The sequence below is a fragment of the Sphingobacterium sp. LRF_L2 genome, from assembly GCF_965644235.1.
In the GTDB taxonomy this organism is placed as follows: Bacteria; Bacteroidota; Bacteroidia; order Sphingobacteriales; family Sphingobacteriaceae; genus Sphingobacterium.
In genome coordinates, this window is the sequence record NZ_CBFFRI010000002.1 from 307,018 (window position 1) to 323,558 (window position 16,541).

Sequence of the window (16,541 nt, forward strand, 5' to 3'; positions counted from 1 at the left end):
AAATTTGTTTCTAGCAAATTTCTATGTATACAATAGCATCTATTCTCACCCATATTGATTACGAACGTAGTTATATTTTTAACGACTCACAGGAAATTTATGACTTAGCCTACGACACCCGAAAAATTAGATCAGGAACAACAAGTTTGTTTTTCGCGCTAACAAGTGTTCGTGATGGCCATGATTTTATCGAGGATGCTTACAAAAAAGGTGTACGGTCTTTTGTCGTTTCTCGAAATGATATTGATACAGTAGGGTATGAAAATGCAAATTTTATTTTTGTCAATAATGTCCTGTTTGCAATGCAGCAGCTTGCTGCATACCATCGGAGTCAGTTTGATAAGCCTATCATCGGTATTACCGGCAGTAATGGAAAAACGGTCGTAAAAGAATGGTTGACACAACTTTTGTTGCCCGATAAAAAAGTGTATCAAAGTCCCAATAGTTATAATTCGCAATTGGGGGTTGCATTAGCGTTATGGAACCTTACCGATGATTATGATTGTGCAATAATAGAAGCCGGTATAAGCTTGCCCGAAGAAATGGAAAGGCTAGAAGCGATGATCAAACCCGACATAGGTATATTTACCAATATTGGATTGGCGCATTCGAGCGGTTTTGTATCAAAGGAATTGAAATTAAAAGAAAAATTAAAGTTATTTAAACAAACAAAACATATCATCTTCTCTTCTCTTTATCCGATACGTGAATTCTTGGATTCCAAACATGTGGCTTTTAGTTTTGGTGATAGTGTAGACGATGATGTTCGGATTTTAAAAATGGAGGATTCCATAGGTAGCGGAACAGCAATACAATTGGAATACCGCACCGAGATCGCCACCTTTGACTTACCTTTTCAAGATCGTGCTTCAATCGAAAATAGTTTAACATGCTTAACGACGCTTCTTTTTTTTGGCTATTCTTTAGATGCCATAACACATAAACTACAGCGATTGCAGCCTCTAGATATGCGGCTGCAATTAAAAACGGGCAAGTATAATTGTTCTATAATAGATGATACATACTCAAATGATTTAGCTTCTTTGCAAATCGCACTTGATTTTCTTCATCAACAGCAGCAGCATAAAAAGAAGACATTGATTTTGTCCGATCTGGAAGGTTTGGACGACCGTTTCCGCGAGAAACTTCTAAAACTTTTGCAGCGACAAGGGTTATCACGTGTTATTCTAGTAGGAAGATCATTAGCTTTTCTCAAGGCGCATCTTGACGTGCCTACACTACTTTTTGAATCCACTGAAGAGCTTTTAACCAATCTCGAGCACATTACTTTCGACAACGAAAGTATTTTAATTAAAGGCAGCCGAATTTTTCATCTCGAGGACGTTAGTCAAATGCTGTCTGCAAAGTCACACGAAACGGTGTTGGAAATTAATTTGGCAGCTTTAGAAAGAAATTTACAGCGTTATAGATCCTTGTTGCCGACCTCGGTCAAGTTGATGGCAATGGTGAAGGCTTTTTCTTATGGAAGTGGGAGCTATGAGGTTGCAAATCTGCTTCAATTTAATAAAGTTGATTATCTCACGGTTGCTTTTGCTGACGAAGGTGTTGAGTTAAGACAGAATGGAATAGAGTTGCCAGTTATGGTATTGAGTCCCGATGAGCAGGTTTTCGATAATTTAGTGTTATACAAACTCGAACCTGAAATATATAGCTTTCGTATTTTAAATAGTTTCGTGAGTTATCTTCGTGCAAGAAAGATAACGAAGTTTCCTATTCACGTCAAAATTGATACAGGAATGCATCGCTTAGGTTTTTTACCTACAGAAGTAGAAAGATTATCAACAATATTGGTGGAAGCTAAAGAAGTTCAAGTCAAAAGTGTGTTTTCTCATTTGGTAGCCTCAGGAAATTCTGAGCATGATTCTTTCACGTTGCAACAGATCGACGTTTTTACGAAATCGGTTGATCACTTGGAAAATGGTATTGGATATCGCGTCTTGCGTCATATCGCAAATACGTCAGCCATTGTAAACTGGCCAAATGCTTATTTTGATATGGTCAGACTAGGGATAGGACTTTATGGGGTAGATATGGATCATCGGTTGGGACTTGATACAGTAAGTACGTTGAAAACCACAATAACACAGATAAAAGAGCTTGATGCTGGAGAGACCGTGGGATACGATCGGAAAGGAGTTCTGAAGCGTGTCAGCCGAATAGCCACGGTGAAAATTGGCTACGCCGATGGTTATAGCAGGCGTTTCGGAAATGGAGTAGGCTCCATGCTCTTAAATGGGCAACGCGTATCTACTGTGGGGTCTATCTGTATGGATATGTGTATGTTAGATGTGACGGACGTTGCGGCACGAGAAGAAGATGAGGTGTTTGTGTTTCCAGATCTGATGGAAGCAGCGAAAGCAATTGATACAATTCCTTACGAACTATTGGTGAATATATCTTCACGGGTGAAGAGGGTATACTTTTATGGTTAATTTAAAGAAAAACATGATAAAAAAAGTTACACAGAGGTTACTATACTATTTGATAAAAGGGGCATTGGTTATCGTTCCTGTGGCTGGAGCCGTCTTTCTTATTGTTTGGTCTGTAGCGTCTTTAGACAATGCGTTGAATCTTACCGGACATTTTTTAGAAGATGAACAAGGTCATCCGCTTTACATACCGGGTATTGGTATTTTAACGGTACTTATTGTCTTAATTTTAGTGGGTTTGGTTTTTACTAATTTGGTTACGGCTCCCATTCGGGCTTGGTTGAAACGTTCGATTAATAAAATTCCTCTATTTAATACATTGTATTCTTCGATCAAGGATTTTACAGAAGCTTTTGTTGGTGATGCCAAAAAATTTAATGAACCGGTATTGGTTGTTGTGAATGAAACAGGATTAAAGAAAATAGGTTTTCTCACCCAACGTGATCTGCATAAAATAGGTCTTCCCGACGAGGTTATTGTTTACTTTCCCTATTCTTATTCTGTTGCGGGTCAGGTCGTAGTCGTAAAAGCTGCACATGTGGAACGGTTGAATATGAGCGCAACGGATGCGATGAAGTTGGTTGTCTCTGGAGGGGTTAGTGGAATCGATTAGTACGAATGAATGCATATGGGAGCGTTTTTAGATAAGATATTTGGTAGTAAAATTGAAGTCGATTTGGTAAAGATCGAACTTGAAGCAGAACTGAGTTTTCAGGAGTGTAGAATGGATCGAAATCTCGCACAGCAAATTAGTGAGCAGTCTGAAGGACAGCATTCGGAAGGTTACGATACGTTTATTCGTAAGCTAGTTCTTTTAGAGAAGGAAATGTACTTGCCTGTGAAAGAAGAGATTCGGCTGTTGGAAGAATATATAGCATTGTATCTTAAAAGCGCCAATGAATATCCATTTTTACGGTTTGACGTTAAGTTGGCATATGAAAAGACTGTTCCCCCTTTAATTTTATTTCCTCTGGTATTAAATGCCCTACATCTGGGGTATAATCGGATGGAAAAATATCCCTTAAAAATAAAAATACGAAGCTCTGAAAAAAGCCTGTTTCTAGAGGTTAGTAATCGGGTGAACCACCATGTATCCTCCCAACAGGATGTTGCCGCAATATCGAGGTATAAAAATCGCCTGTTGTTCTTATTTCCTGACAAGCATTCTTTGTTTTTCAATAGCAACAGCAATTTATTTAAAACGAACTTGCAAATTGATTGGTAAAAGATAAAGCATATTATTTTTTTGTTGCTGACAGACTGTTGTCAAAATTGGATTTACTTTTGACGTAAGATTAGAGCTTTTAATGTTTTAATTGGTTAATGTAAAAAAATTAAAATCAATTTATATGAACACAGCAGTAGTTTTGTCAAAAGAAGAGTTTTTGCAACATTGGTTAGGACATCGTACACTAACCCGTAAAACGATCGAGAAATTTCCAGAAAAAGAACTTTTTGAGTTCTCAATAGGTGGCATGCGTACTTTTTCTGAATTAGTAATGGAATTGCTTTCGATTGCCGAACCGGGACTTCGGGGGATAGTCGATAAAACAGAAGAACAGTATAATCATGCACTTGGCATAAAAAATAAGGCAGATCTGTTAGCGCGGTGGGATGAGCATACACCTAAGATAATCGATCTCTACAATCGGATTCCTCTAGCAGATTTTCATGAAGATTTTAATCTTTTTGGTGAATACAAATTTCCTATTTATAGCAATCTATTATATTTCGTAGATAATGAAATTCACCATAGGGCACAAGGTTTTGTTTATCTTAGAGCTTTGGGCGTTGAACCTCCTTTCTTTTGGGATAGATATTAAGATATGATTTTTTGGTGTTCGATTTACCTATGTGATAAACGGAAGTCGGACACCAAAAAAAGTAAGATAAATTTGACTAATCCAAGAGGTACTTAACTCCTTTAAAGGTCATTTTAACAGGTTTAATAAAACCTTCATCATCAAAGTTCATTTCATCAATACAAGTTTCCCGCTCACTGGCACCAGTTTTGCCCAGTGGCCTACGGTGATAGATCATATAATATCGTTCCTCATTAGGAACTTTGATGACAGAATGATGTCCAGCACCTGTTGCAATTTGAGGATCTTGTTCAAGTATAGTACCAATCCGCTTAAAGGGGCCAAAGGGGCTATCTGCAATAGCATATGCCACCTTATAGTCAGGACCTGTCCAACCTCCTTCCGACCACATGAAATAGTATTTGTTATCGCGTATAAACATAAATGGACCCTCTACATAATTTTCAGGAGTTATTTCTTTGTAGATATCGCCGTCTGGAAATGGTACTAGGCTTTTGAAATCAGGGCTTAATTTCACGACGTTGCAATGTCGCCAACCACCGTAAAACATATAGTATTGCCCATCTTTGTCTTTGAATACAAATTGGTCTATAGGTTGGGCACCATTGACAATCTCATTGATTAAAGGTTTTCCTAACAAATCTTTGTATGGACCTTCTGGTCTATCAGCAATAGAAACTCCTATTCCTCCCACTTCACCTTCGTGTACATCGTTGGCCCCAAAAAATAGATAGTATTTTCCATCTTTTTCAATGACGCTGGGCGCCCACATCGCTTTTTTCGCCCACTTCACAGCTACCGTATCAATTACCCTAGGGTGTTTGTTCCAACTTACTAAATCTTTTGAAGAAAATGCGTCAAAGAAAACTTGTTGTTCGTAAGCGGCAGAATAAGTGGGGAAAATCCAGTATTCATTGTTGTAGATAATACCCTCCGGATCTGCATACCAACCTGGAATTACGGGGTTTTGTTGTGCCAAGATTTGGCTACTACAAAAAAGGCCTAAAAAGCATGATAGAAATGTTGTTTTTTTCATAGTTTTAGTTAGCATGATTCCTAAAGATACAAAAACCTTTTAGCAATTCGGATGTGACTTGAAAATTGTTTTGTTAACTTAGAGCTGAATCGCAGCAATAAGCTGTCGTACCCTTTCCTTCAAAGCCGGTGGTTCTATAATTTTAGCATGGTCGGCAAACATTAAATACCAACGGGCAAACTCGCTTCCTACGTTTCTTGCTTCGAAAGTCATTTCCACGGTTTCATCTTTGATTCTTTCGCATACAAATCCGTGATAAGTTCTTTCCCATTGGAGATAGCGTGCAAACTCTTTATCTACTTCAATCAACACCTTTGTCGTTGGCAGTTTTTCTTTTTGTTGCAGATAATGGTTTAACGGCTTATGGGAATTCTTGTAAGGGTGTTCTGTTCTTTTGATTTTTTGAATTCTGTCGATCCGGAATTGTCTATAATCTTGCCGAAGATGGCAATAGGCTATAAAATACCAAAAGTTTCCTTCGTGGAATATACCTACCGGCTCAATTTGTCGATGGTTAGACTCATCTTGAAGCATGGCAAGATATTCAATTTCAATGATTCTTTTTTTTGAAATGCTTTCAAATAGAATAGATAAGGCATCCGGTACACAATCATTAAAGAGTGAAGACACCTGGTTCATGAGAATATTTTCTTCTAATGGTATCATGCTGGTTTTGTCACTATGCCTTAGATAGGATCGTATTTTATTAATGGCAGTATTGAAGTGGCGGAATAGCTCCGGATCGACAAATTTTTGCATTAATTTTTCTGAAGCAGCTAGGCTTAGAATTTCTTCTTGTGTGAAACTAGCGGGCGGAAGTTTGTAGCCTTCTGTTAGAGAATACCCTGTGCCGGCTTCGCCGTAAATAGGGATGCCAGCTTGCTCAAGAGCGCGCATGTCTCTATAGATTGTTCGAAGACTCACATCAAATCGGTGTGCCAGATCCTGGGCCTTTACTATTGGCCTTGCCTGTAATTGAAAGTAAATTGCAATAATCCTATCAAACCGTTTTGTAATATCCATATGTAAAGATACCACAAAAACGTTCATGATTTCGTCGAATTCTAATCGTCAAGTTTCTAAAATTCTTGGTAGAAATGAGTAAAACAAAAAGAGCCCTTGTCTTCACAAGAGCTCTTAAATAAAGATAAACAGTAATTAATCGCGGTCGCAGTCTGCATACCACGTTTTTCCATCTTTGATATACGCAATGAAAAGCTCATCTGCATCAATCTTGATGTAGCTACTAGCTTCACCACCGATATTCCAGTAATAGTTGTCACCTCGTTTTTCAAATTCCACACCATTAATGTTTGGAATACCATTGGAGAATGCGAAGTTGTAAGTGTCGCCGATTTTTGTCACTGTTACACTACCTTCACTAACGGCAACATCTTCATCGTCATCTGTGGTTGAATAACTGATTGAACCACTGTACTTGTCTGCAAATAATATATTATCTGCAGGATCGTCATCTTTGCTACAGCTATTAAAAATTGTTACAGCAAGAAATAGTACACTTAAAATTTTAAAAGTCTTTTTCATAATGATCTATTATTATCAAATTCTCACAGGAATATGACAATAGGAATGCCATTACGATGGATTAACTTCAATTTAATACGGTATTAATATAAAAACGTTATTTACCGTAGCTTATTTTTCGGCTTATTCGTGCTTGGTTTTCTTTCTTAAGTATTTATACAACTCAACTTGTGAACGCTGCGGAGACTTATTATTACTGACATAAATATTATCAAGTTCATTGTTTAAAACCCGGGCTTTCACATTATCTTTTAATTGAATTTCCAACATATCAATCAATTCATTCTTGATCTTTTTATTGCTGATACGTACCGCTGCTTCAATCCGATGGTCTAAGTTTCTCGTCATCCAATCAGCCGAAGAAATGTAAACAATCTCCTTACCCGCGGCATAGAAATACATAACGCGTGCATGCTCGAGGTATTCGTCTACAATACTGATCGCTCGGATAGGTTCTTTAAATCTTTTTTGATTTACTGCACAGTAAATCCCACGAACAATCATTTCAACTTTTACGCCAGCATCAGCTGCTTCGTAAAGTTTGCGTATGAGAATTTTATCGCTAAGGGAGTTTATCTTTACAATAAGATGTGCCTTTTTGCCCGCTAATGCCTCGAAAATTTCTTTGTTGATATGTTCAACCAGGGCCTTCCGCATATCGGTAGGGCATACCAGTAAGCTTTTACAGGTTTTTAAACTTTCTGAAATAGCCATTTTAGGTTTTTTTAGCGCGGCGAAAATTTTATTGATATCTGCCATCACCATTCTATTGCTCGTCATTAAGCAGTAGTCACCATATATTCGGGCTGTTTTTTCATTTATATTTCCTGTACTTACAAAACCGTATTGCAACGTTTTGTTCTGTGCTCTCTTCTTAATAATACATAGTTTGGCATGCACTTTTTTATCTGGAATACCCAAAAGAACTTTTATTCCTTCCATTTCAAAGCGTTCTTTCCATTCCAGATTATGCTCTTCGTCAAATCTCGCACGAAGTTCAAGCATAACCGTAACTTCCTTCCCATTACGAGCGGCATTCACTAAAGCATTTGCAATTTTTGAATTCTCGGCCATCCTGTAGATCGTAACTTGTATCGAGCGCACATCAGGATCCATTGCTGCTTCACGAACGAGATCGATAACAGGTAGAAACGTATGGTAAGGGAAAGATAATAGCACATCCTTCTTAAGTATGACATCACTTACACGTTGATGGCCAGCAAAATCAGGGTGCTCAAATGATGTTCTCTCCTTTGGTCGACTCTCGGACTTAAAAACTTTTGGGAAGTCCATGAAATGTTTGAAATTATGGATTTTCTGCCCAGGAATAATACTGTCTTTTTTAGAAAGATTTAATTTTCTTATTAAAAATTCGACAAGAGACGAATCCATATCTTTATCAAAAACAAAACGGGTAGGCTTGCCTTTGCGTCTATTCTTAATCCCTTTTTCTATTTTTTCAACTAAAGAGGTATTGATGTCATTATCAATATCAAATTCGGCATCTTTCGTAATTTTGAAAGCGTTCGCCCTAAACGTATCAAAGCCAAAATAAGAGAAGATATAAGGAAGATTAAACTTAATGACATCTTCAAGAAGCATGACATGTTTTTCTCCTTTTGGAGAAGGCAAGAGTAAAAACCGACCATTTCTACGTGCGGGAATCTCAATAATGGCGAAACGTGTTTCATATTCCCAGTCCGTTTTGCGCATAGCTATACCGAGATAGAGACTTTTATCTCTCAAATACGGCATTGGACGTGTGTCATCCAATAGGAGTGGGATCACGTTGGACTCTACCTCTTCTTGGTAATACGACTTCACAAATTGTTGTTGTTCTTCGTCTAATTCCAGATCGGTTTTTATAAACACTTTTTGCTTTGCCATCTCTGTCTGGATTTTACCCCAGACACTATCAAATTTTTTCTGTTGTTTAATTATTAAATCATTAAGTTCTTCGAGGATGGTTTGAGGTGTTTCAAAAAAGATTTCCTTCGCTTCTTTTTCGCTAAAAAGCATTGCTCGTTTTAAACCAGCTACCCGTACACGAAAGAACTCATCCATATTATTAGAGAAGATGCCCAAGAACTTGATACGTTCGGATAGGGGTACATCTTCATCGGCAGCTTCTTGCAATACGCGTCCATTAAAGCTTAACCAGCTGATATCCCGAGGGATAATTTTCTTTATCATTTTTTTGTTTGCCACTTACTTGATTGCTTTAAATATAGACCCAGTATATGTCTTAAATATAAAGAAAAAATTAATAAGATGTTAACTTAATGTAGCGCGTTACAAGATGTCAAAGATTTCATAATCATGTGTTTTTTATACTGATGAACTCCCCTTTATCGATGTACGAGTAATGTTTTTTAATGAAATGAATTCTAAAGTGTACATTTGTACTATGTCTGCAGCTTTGGATTCACAAGATACAATTGTGGCGTTGGCCACTTCCCCTGGGGTGAACGGTGCTATTGCCGTTATTCGTTTGTCAGGTGCCGATGCCATAGAAATTGCTAATCGGGTTTTTCGTGGTAAAAATCTTTTGGAACAATCCTCCCATACTATTCACTTTGGGACGATTCGTGATCACGATGAAATTATAGATGAAGTGTTGGTTTCGTTATTTCAAGGACCCAACTCTTACACGAAAGAGAACGTGGTTGAGATCTCTACGCATAATTCACGTTATATCATTGAACGTATCATCAATCTTCTTTTGAAACAAGGTGCCCGCGCAGCTAAAGCAGGAGAGTTTACGTTACGCGCATTTTTGAATGGAGGTTTAGATTTATCACAGGCGGAAGCAGTAGCCGATTTGATTGCATCCAATTCTGCCGCTTCGCATCAAATCGCTATGCAACAAATGCGTGGTGGTTTCTCTAATCAGCTTAAAAAGCTGCGTGAAGATTTGGTTCATTTCGCTTCGTTGATAGAGCTAGAGTTAGATTTCTCAGAGGAAGATGTTGAGTTTGCCAATAGGGATCAATTAAAAATTTTAGTGCAAAGCATATATAAAGTTGTGGGACGTTTGATTTCGTCCTTTGAACAGGGAAATGTTCTAAAAAATGGCGTTCCTATTGTCATTGCCGGAAAACCTAATGTGGGAAAGTCTACGTTGTTGAATGCATTATTGAACGAGGAAAGGGCAATTGTATCCGATATTGCAGGGACGACACGGGATACTGTGGAGGATGAGATTAATATCAACGGAATTCTGTTTCGTTTTATTGACACAGCTGGGATTCGGGAGACGATGGATGTGATAGAGGCTAAGGGAGTAGAGCGCACACGTGAAAAGATGAAGCAGGCTCGATTAATTATTTATCTTTTCGATCCAATTCAAGATAAGATTGAAGCCGTTCAAGAGCAGATCGCGGAAGTAAAAGAGTTGGGCATTCCGTTTGTCACGTTGATAAATAAAGCTGATCTCCTTTCTGATATAGCCCGAGAGGAATATACGCCGCTAGAGCCTATTTACATCTCCGCGCGTGATGGGGTAGGTATCGAAGAGTTGAAGGAAGAACTTTTAAATCAAGTCAACTTATCTAATATTCAAGCCGACGATGTTATGGTGACTAATATTCGACATGTAGAATCTTTACAAAAAACACAAGAATCTCTTGATAAAGTACTATTTGGTATCGACAATCCTATTACATCTGATTTTTTAGCTTTGGACATTCGACAAGCCTTGCATCATCTAGGTACCATTACAGGCAGCGTAACCACCGATGATTTATTAGAAAACATATTTTCTAAATTCTGTATCGGAAAGTGATGAATGAATTCTATTACTAAATGGTGTTGTTTTCTTTGTTGAAAAAAATGCTAATTTAGTCGTTAATATTTCAGCGGAAATAACCTTAAACATGTACATAATCGATATGATTGCAGTAAGGTCTTCATCTTAAAATTAGCTTTATATGAAACTATCTATTCAGTTTATCCTCTCAAGTTTGGTTCTTTTGCTATCGGCGTGTTCATTATATGCACCTGTGTATTTGGGTGAAAAATATTCTCCGACAAATAGTGTGCAAACGTTTTATTCTACTAAAGATATCAAACAACCTTATAAAGTAATAGGTCATATGAATGCTCCAACGACAAGTTCAGCATCTGGTCAAGCGAGAACAAAACAGTCGGTCATAGAGAAAGCAAAAAAAATTGGTGCGGATGCAGTGGTTTTTTCGGAACTTGATAGGCAAGTTAATGAAAAAACTACCGATGACTTTTCAATAAAGGTGGAAGTGATTAAGTTTGAGTAGCATGCTTAATACTAGCAACCTCATAGAATAGATCTACCAGATGTTTACAGTCTTTCTGCCTTTTTCCGCACGCTTTTGAAAACTCGGATCATGAAGTTTTGGCAGTACACTTCGAACTCGTACGACAGCCCCAATTCTCATTTTGTGGCTATATAAATAGTTATTTAACAGGCAACATATGTCGACGTTGTTCTTGCTCCACCTCGATCTTAACGCGCTTATTAATATCAATTTTTGCATTGATAAACGTAAATATCGTAGTTCCATATTCTCTGGCGTAACTATTAGTTATAGAATCTGAGCGTATAGATTGCACGAAGTAAGGACCGGTTTCATCCATCTCGATATCGCTTTCCCAAGAATTTTTTACACGAATCAAGTTGCGAAATTCATTTTTGAAATCAAACCAATTGAGGTAATCAGCATTAAAAGTTACTGCACGGATTCCCTGCTTGGAATAATAGTTTATTGCTCCTGCTTGTCCATAGTTATCGCACAGTACGAGCGTATTTTGGGGGTCTGGAATTTTACTGTAGATATGATCTACTTTTTGAGCGAGTTCTTGCCACCCCAACATATCAGCAAAATCTTGTGGGAGCTGATGCTCTTTACCATCCTCCCACGTCAACATTCCGATTGCACGGAATTTTTCGGGATGATCTACAAAATATTGTGGACTATTATTGGGGAATGTCAGCATATAGACAGGAATAAAGAAGACAAAAGGGAGTGTGATTAAAAAAGGTTTTAAAATTATTCCCACTTTGTTTTTTAGAAAAGAAGAAACATATACTGAGCCAAAGGCGAAGTAAATAGGATATATGCCAATTGCATAATAATCTTTGGCTTTTAGGAACAGAAAGATACCGAGAGTTATAAAAAATGAAACAAAGAATAAGCGATATTTTCTAAATGCTTGATCACGTAACAAAGCATAGAGGCCAAACCCAATTACAGGAAAAGTGCCGAAAAAAAATAGAAATTGAGATCTGATAAAGTTCCATCGACTGACATTGACGAGTTGGGTCTCCGCAAGTTCTTTAAAATGAAATGCAACCGGAAAATTATTGTTGTATTGCCAGATCAAATTGGGGAGGATGATTAAAAATACGATGAGAACGCTATAATAAAATTTTCTATTGAAAAGTACTTTACGTTCTGGAACGGCTATAACTGCTGGGATAATTCCCAGAATTAGAAACGATATATTGTATTTGTTTAAAAATCCCAATCCGAATGCGACTGCTATAAAATATAACCACCTATTATGCTCGCTGTTGATATACCTTATAATAAAATAATAGATCAAAGTCCAAGAAAGAACATCTAGAGAGTTAGGCTGATATAACGTATTTAAACGGAATAGGACCGAAAAAGTAACACAGGCAGTACCAAAAGTCAACGCAAAAAGGTTTCCTTTAAGTTCTTCTATAGTTTTCCAAACAACAATAATGGTCAGCGCTCCAAAAAGTGCAGGAAAAAATTTTATCCAAAAGACGGAATTTCCCAAAACTTTAATGAGATAAGAAAGCCAAGATGTCAATGGCGGAACAGATAAATATCCCCAGGCTAAATGATTCGCCTGATCTAAGTGTAAGAACTCATCTCGATGTAAATCATATATTGGACTAATTAACTGGTACTGAACGATGAATTTTAGAAGAATAAAACCCACTAGAATAATATGTTTTTTTATAAATGGATACCTGTTATACATTTTTTAGTAATGCGAGTTTTAAGATTCCTAATGCAGCTGTTGAATATATTTTTGTTTATATATTGAATGTGTGTTATAGTCTTAATTCTTCTCTATGTTTTGATGATGAGCATGTTGAAATGTTATTGCATAATTATACGTAACGATAAATTGGTCACACATTTGTTGGAATAATTTCCATGTGTACTTTCTTAATATCTTGTGCTAAGGAACAAAATATAAGTTTTATATACAATTTTAAAAATCGTATAACATTTTTGTTTTTTCGAAAATCAAGGATGTACGGCTGTTAATACGAATCCTATTCTGCTGCTATTTTCATGCTTTTTTGGTGCAGAGTTTTAGAACAAAGAACAACCGAAGAAGAACGTTTTGTTTCTTACCCGAAGGATTGGAAAAATAGTAAGTTAAAATAGGCTACCTGCGAAAGATAATTCCAATTTAAGTACCCCTTATTTCTCAAGTACCTGTTAAGTACTGTTCAAGTACTGATGTAGTACTAAGTGAAAAGTACTTAACTGGAACTAAAAGGGTACTTTATGGGTACTTAAAAGGAACCAAAATTGACCGTCCTTTTTTCGTAAAAAACACGGGATTTTACTTGGTGTTTCTTCGGTTGTTGTTCTGCCTTTGTTCTACCTTTCTTCGGACTAACTTCGCCCTTTCTTCGGTCGTCGCTTTACTTTTTTCTTACTGTCGTTATACTATTTCTTTACTAAAGTAACCAAACTGTATAACGGGAGTATCATAAATGTACATCGACGGCCGAACATTTGACGAAGATTATAGGGTGTTTGTTATAAGAAACTCCGAATACCGATTATCCATCCACAAACCAGCGAGTAGGTTGTTCAAAGTACGGGGTGGAAAAAACATATCGCTAGATCTTCCAAATGTAGGAATGATAGCTAGCGTATGCATATTCTATCTAATTTTTCTGTCTTTCTAAATTTAATAGCAATTCAAGAACCGAACCTTTTTGCACAAGACTGACTCTGAACGTAAATGCTAGAAGTTGCGGTAAAGGAATTGATCCGTACATTTTTCGTTGCTAATTGTCCATACAACATCGTAGCCGCCAGCACCATCGCTGTTGCTCATATATAGAAAGAAAACGCCATTGCTACCTTCAGAAACTCCAAAGTTAGTGAGATTCGTATTGGGCATCAGTAAATTTTTAACGGCTTCTTTTGGAAATGTATAAGAATAGCTACCAATGTTCAATGTGATAGATGTTATTATTTTCATATCATCGTATAAGTAGCCATCGATTCCCCAAGCCTCACTACCGTCTATTTTTAAGATAGCACCTTGTTCATTTTTCGTATATCGATGATCATCTGGTTTAAAAGGTGCATAACGTATCTCAATATGAATGGTGTTTTTTGCATTACGACAAATTAATAGATTTTTTTTCGCGACATGTTTTTTCTGCCATTGCGGTAGGGATGTTATTGGTTTTATACGGCTTTGATGCAACATGCCTGCTTTAGTTTTATGAATATATTTTTCAAAAGCTTTAGTAGCTATGCTGTAGTCTGGATAATCAATCCAATACCAATCTTGCCAGCCATCGTCATCTACTGGCCCACGCAGAGCAAAGATTTGGTTTGTGGTCAAACGATCCACTATCGCTCGATTTTCTCCGAGTCGGACATTCGTATAGCCATCTGGATCTGCTATAACAGCGAAGGGAATCAATTGCCCCTTGCATATCTCGCAAATACATAAAATAATATAGATGGTGAAGATCAATGCTCTCATAATTCATTCTTTTTACGTTGGTCACATTTCATTAGGCTGTTTTTTCTTTTTTATTAATTTGACAAACGTCGTGTCGTGGTTGATAAAGTTATACCTTATAGCTTCGCCATTCTGACGCCAAACGGAAGGAATTGTATCCGTAATATAGCCTTCCTTGCTAAAGATTAGATCGTCAAGTCTGTCGGCGGATCTATCCATTTTAAAATACCCTCGTTTATCGGTTACAACTCCAATGTCGTCATACAATTTGGAGATATAAACGCTTTCGATAGGTGTATTGTTTTCGTCTAGCACTTGTCCGTAGTAGTATAATGGACTACTGTGGCAGGAACAAAAGAACCCGCACAAGTTAATAAATAGAAGTTTATATCGTTGAATTGCTGTATGTTTCATTTTACCTGATGTTGTGTCTAGCTCATTTACAAGTATACCTACATATCCGAATATAGAATAGTTAAGCAATAAACAACTATAGCATGAAAATTGTAAATAAGATTTACAATTTGTCTATGCCAATTTATAATTCGATTGTTGATTTGTTTTAGCCATAAATTGTGCAAGGCACAGAGCCGCATCAAACCGTATGGAAAGATCTGCTAAGTTATTTTATTTTTCTATACCGAAAGACTATCTTATTTTATATCGACATGTGAATGTATTAGATGTGATTGTTTTATAGTTAAAAATAAGTTGTTTAAGGAAGTAATTAACTTTATTTGGTTGAATATTGTCAATAAGTGTTAATGTTTTACGATAAATCATAAAAATATTTTATTTTCAGACCTGCTTAGTGAAAGTAGGTGTATGTTGTGTTTGTTTTGATAATGAAGAATATTTATTATCAAAACAGAGATATTTATTACGTCTTTTTATTGAATTATGGCCACTTCACACCAATAAGTTTTTACGACGTAAGTAGGACGGTAGTCTTCGTTTTTGTTGTAAATATTGTGTGAATAAATAATGGAATCGTTAACGAAAGTCATCTCGTTTTATGGGATTATTACATCAGGAAATTACATAACATGCCAAAGCTATACAAGTACAGGGGAAATATCGACTTGGATTCCCTTGATGGGCTACGCTTATTCGATCGAGATCTTCAAATGATCCAAAATAATGAAGTGTACTTTTCAAAATTAGCAAATATTAAGGGCGCTATTGAGCAACTCGCTAACGGCGAGGATACGTCAATGAACGACGTTGATTCATGGAATGTATTCGGTTTCCTTAAACTCAAAAAGGCATATGATAAGAATACGATAAATCATGCCCATGCAGACGCTCGAAAAACAGCTTTAAATAGCGGCGTGTATGCTCTATCAGATAATTACAGTTATGATCTGATGTGGGAAAATTATGGTGCCGAGCATAAGGGGTACTGCATAGAGTATGAAATTTACAAAGTGAAAGACTTTGGTCTTCGATCGGCTAAAGGAATTGTTCCTATTGCTAGTTCGCGCATGGAGCAGGTAAGATATGCGGAGAAAGTCGAAAACTTTTCTATTTTTAGACCGATACAGAAAAACATAAACAATTTTCTTTTTCATGCGAACAAAGTGAAGTCTGACGAGCGCGAATGGCGAATAACGACGAGTGAAGATGGACTTTTTAACTACGACAGAAAATGTCTGAAATCAATCACTTTCGGTGAAAAAGCTTCTAATAAGCTCATTGTACATGTGATGAAAGCGCTGTTACCTATGGGAATAAAATTTTATCAAATATATAGATCGGAACCTAAGCTGTTGGAAAGAAGAAAAATCTGACACGAACGTAAATCCTGTTAGCATCTATTCTATATTGTCTGTTTAATAGCTTCGAATTCTGGAGCTAGCTTTGGAAAAAAACATATATAATTTTTTGTTATATATTTAATCTGTTGAGATCTAAAGCTTTTAAAAGGTAACTATCGTAGTTACTTTAATCGTTATC

At 36.8% G+C, this 16,541-nt stretch carries 14 protein-coding genes; 7 read left to right on the plus strand and 7 right to left on the minus strand.

The features are described 5' to 3' along the window. The first annotated feature begins 23 nt into the window (after positions 1-23). The 4 genes from ACSZOX_RS04605 to ACSZOX_RS04620 all read left to right on the plus strand — a co-directional run bounded on the left by ACSZOX_RS04605 (position 24) and on the right by ACSZOX_RS04620 (position 4,273). On the plus strand, positions 24-2,453 hold the full coding sequence (locus tag ACSZOX_RS04605; RefSeq protein WP_437918635.1) for a bifunctional UDP-N-acetylmuramoyl-tripeptide:D-alanyl-D-alanine ligase/alanine racemase: 2,430 nt from the start codon (positions 24-26) through the stop codon (positions 2,451-2,453). A gap of 13 nt (positions 2,454-2,466) precedes the next feature. Continuing rightward, a complete protein-coding gene (locus tag ACSZOX_RS04610; protein WP_437918636.1) occupies positions 2,467-3,063 on the plus strand; it encodes a DUF502 domain-containing protein in 597 nt (198 codons plus the stop codon). 15 nt (positions 3,064-3,078) lie between these two features. Further along, positions 3,079-3,675, plus strand: coding sequence for a hypothetical protein (locus ACSZOX_RS04615; protein WP_437918637.1), 597 nt, complete (start codon positions 3,079-3,081; stop codon positions 3,673-3,675). Positions 3,676-3,799: 124 nt separating this feature from the next. Further along, on the plus strand, positions 3,800-4,273 hold the full coding sequence (locus ACSZOX_RS04620) for a DinB family protein (protein WP_437918638.1): 474 nt from the start codon (positions 3,800-3,802) through the stop codon (positions 4,271-4,273). A gap of 76 nt (positions 4,274-4,349) precedes the next feature. Here ACSZOX_RS04620 and ACSZOX_RS04625 read toward each other — a convergent pair whose 3' ends face one another. The 4 genes from ACSZOX_RS04625 to ppk1 form a co-directional block, all read right to left on the minus strand. Continuing rightward, a complete protein-coding gene (locus ACSZOX_RS04625) occupies positions 4,350-5,309 on the minus strand; it encodes a glycoside hydrolase family 43 protein (RefSeq protein ID WP_437918639.1) in 960 nt (319 codons plus the stop codon). 78 nt (positions 5,310-5,387) lie between these two features. Then, positions 5,388-6,332: a helix-turn-helix transcriptional regulator gene (locus ACSZOX_RS04630; protein WP_437918640.1), complete on the minus strand. Its 945-nt coding sequence runs from the start codon at positions 6,330-6,332 to the stop codon at positions 5,388-5,390. A 135-nt stretch (positions 6,333-6,467) separates the two neighbouring features. After that, a complete protein-coding gene (locus ACSZOX_RS04635) occupies positions 6,468-6,854 on the minus strand; it encodes a hypothetical protein (RefSeq protein WP_437918641.1) in 387 nt (128 codons plus the stop codon). A 123-nt stretch (positions 6,855-6,977) separates the two neighbouring features. Further along, entirely contained in the window at positions 6,978-9,047 is a 2,070-nt protein-coding gene (ppk1, locus tag ACSZOX_RS04640) for a polyphosphate kinase 1 (RefSeq protein ID WP_437918642.1), read from the minus strand. A 214-nt stretch (positions 9,048-9,261) separates the two neighbouring features. Between ppk1 and mnmE the strand changes: the two genes are divergently transcribed. Next, complete coding sequence (gene mnmE, locus ACSZOX_RS04645; protein ID WP_437918643.1) at positions 9,262-10,638, plus strand: tRNA uridine-5-carboxymethylaminomethyl(34) synthesis GTPase MnmE; 1,377 nt, start codon at positions 9,262-9,264, stop codon at positions 10,636-10,638. 145 nt (positions 10,639-10,783) lie between these two features. Further along, on the plus strand, positions 10,784-11,125 hold the full coding sequence (locus ACSZOX_RS04650; RefSeq protein ID WP_437918644.1) for a hypothetical protein: 342 nt from the start codon (positions 10,784-10,786) through the stop codon (positions 11,123-11,125). A 160-nt stretch (positions 11,126-11,285) separates the two neighbouring features. On the opposite strand, the gene ACSZOX_RS04655 is transcribed toward ACSZOX_RS04650, so the two are convergent. The 3 genes from ACSZOX_RS04655 to ACSZOX_RS04665 all read right to left on the minus strand — a co-directional run bounded on the left by ACSZOX_RS04655 (position 11,286) and on the right by ACSZOX_RS04665 (position 14,999). Next, positions 11,286-12,842, minus strand: coding sequence for a glycosyltransferase family 39 protein (locus ACSZOX_RS04655; protein ID WP_437918645.1), 1,557 nt, complete (start codon positions 12,840-12,842; stop codon positions 11,286-11,288). A 1,008-nt stretch (positions 12,843-13,850) separates the two neighbouring features. Next, on the minus strand, positions 13,851-14,606 hold the full coding sequence (locus tag ACSZOX_RS04660) for a hypothetical protein (RefSeq protein WP_437918646.1): 756 nt from the start codon (positions 14,604-14,606) through the stop codon (positions 13,851-13,853). Between the two features lie 21 nt (positions 14,607-14,627). Continuing rightward, complete coding sequence (locus ACSZOX_RS04665; protein ID WP_437918647.1) at positions 14,628-14,999, minus strand: hypothetical protein; 372 nt, start codon at positions 14,997-14,999, stop codon at positions 14,628-14,630. 632 nt (positions 15,000-15,631) lie between these two features. On the opposite strand from ACSZOX_RS04665, the gene ACSZOX_RS04670 reads away from it, so the two are divergent. Next, positions 15,632-16,375 (plus strand): DUF2971 domain-containing protein, encoded by a 744-nt coding sequence (locus ACSZOX_RS04670; RefSeq protein WP_437918648.1) that lies wholly within the window; start codon positions 15,632-15,634, stop codon positions 16,373-16,375. Positions 16,376-16,541 lie beyond the last annotated feature (166 nt).

Coding starts and splice junctions, on each gene's coding strand:
- ACSZOX_RS04670 (WP_437918648.1), top strand. CDS start 15,632: ATGCCAAAGCTATACAAGTACAGGGGAAATATCGACTTGGATTCCCTT.
- ACSZOX_RS04630 (WP_437918640.1), bottom strand. CDS start 6,332: ATGGATATTACAAAACGGTTTGATAGGATTATTGCAATTTACTTTCAA.
- ppk1 (WP_437918642.1), bottom strand. CDS start 9,047: ATGATAAAGAAAATTATCCCTCGGGATATCAGCTGGTTAAGCTTTAAT.
- ACSZOX_RS04605 (WP_437918635.1), top strand. CDS start 24: ATGTATACAATAGCATCTATTCTCACCCATATTGATTACGAACGTAGT.
- ACSZOX_RS04610 (WP_437918636.1), top strand. CDS start 2,467: ATGATAAAAAAAGTTACACAGAGGTTACTATACTATTTGATAAAAGGG.
- ACSZOX_RS04665 (WP_437918647.1), bottom strand. CDS start 14,999: ATGAAACATACAGCAATTCAACGATATAAACTTCTATTTATTAACTTG.
- ACSZOX_RS04615 (WP_437918637.1), top strand. CDS start 3,079: ATGGGAGCGTTTTTAGATAAGATATTTGGTAGTAAAATTGAAGTCGAT.
- ACSZOX_RS04650 (WP_437918644.1), top strand. CDS start 10,784: ATGAAACTATCTATTCAGTTTATCCTCTCAAGTTTGGTTCTTTTGCTA.
- mnmE (WP_437918643.1), top strand. CDS start 9,262: ATGTCTGCAGCTTTGGATTCACAAGATACAATTGTGGCGTTGGCCACT.
- ACSZOX_RS04660 (WP_437918646.1), bottom strand. CDS start 14,606: ATGAGAGCATTGATCTTCACCATCTATATTATTTTATGTATTTGCGAG.
- ACSZOX_RS04620 (WP_437918638.1), top strand. CDS start 3,800: ATGAACACAGCAGTAGTTTTGTCAAAAGAAGAGTTTTTGCAACATTGG.
- ACSZOX_RS04655 (WP_437918645.1), bottom strand. CDS start 12,842: ATGTATAACAGGTATCCATTTATAAAAAAACATATTATTCTAGTGGGT.
- ACSZOX_RS04635 (WP_437918641.1), bottom strand. CDS start 6,854: ATGAAAAAGACTTTTAAAATTTTAAGTGTACTATTTCTTGCTGTAACA.
- ACSZOX_RS04625 (WP_437918639.1), bottom strand. CDS start 5,309: ATGAAAAAAACAACATTTCTATCATGCTTTTTAGGCCTTTTTTGTAGT.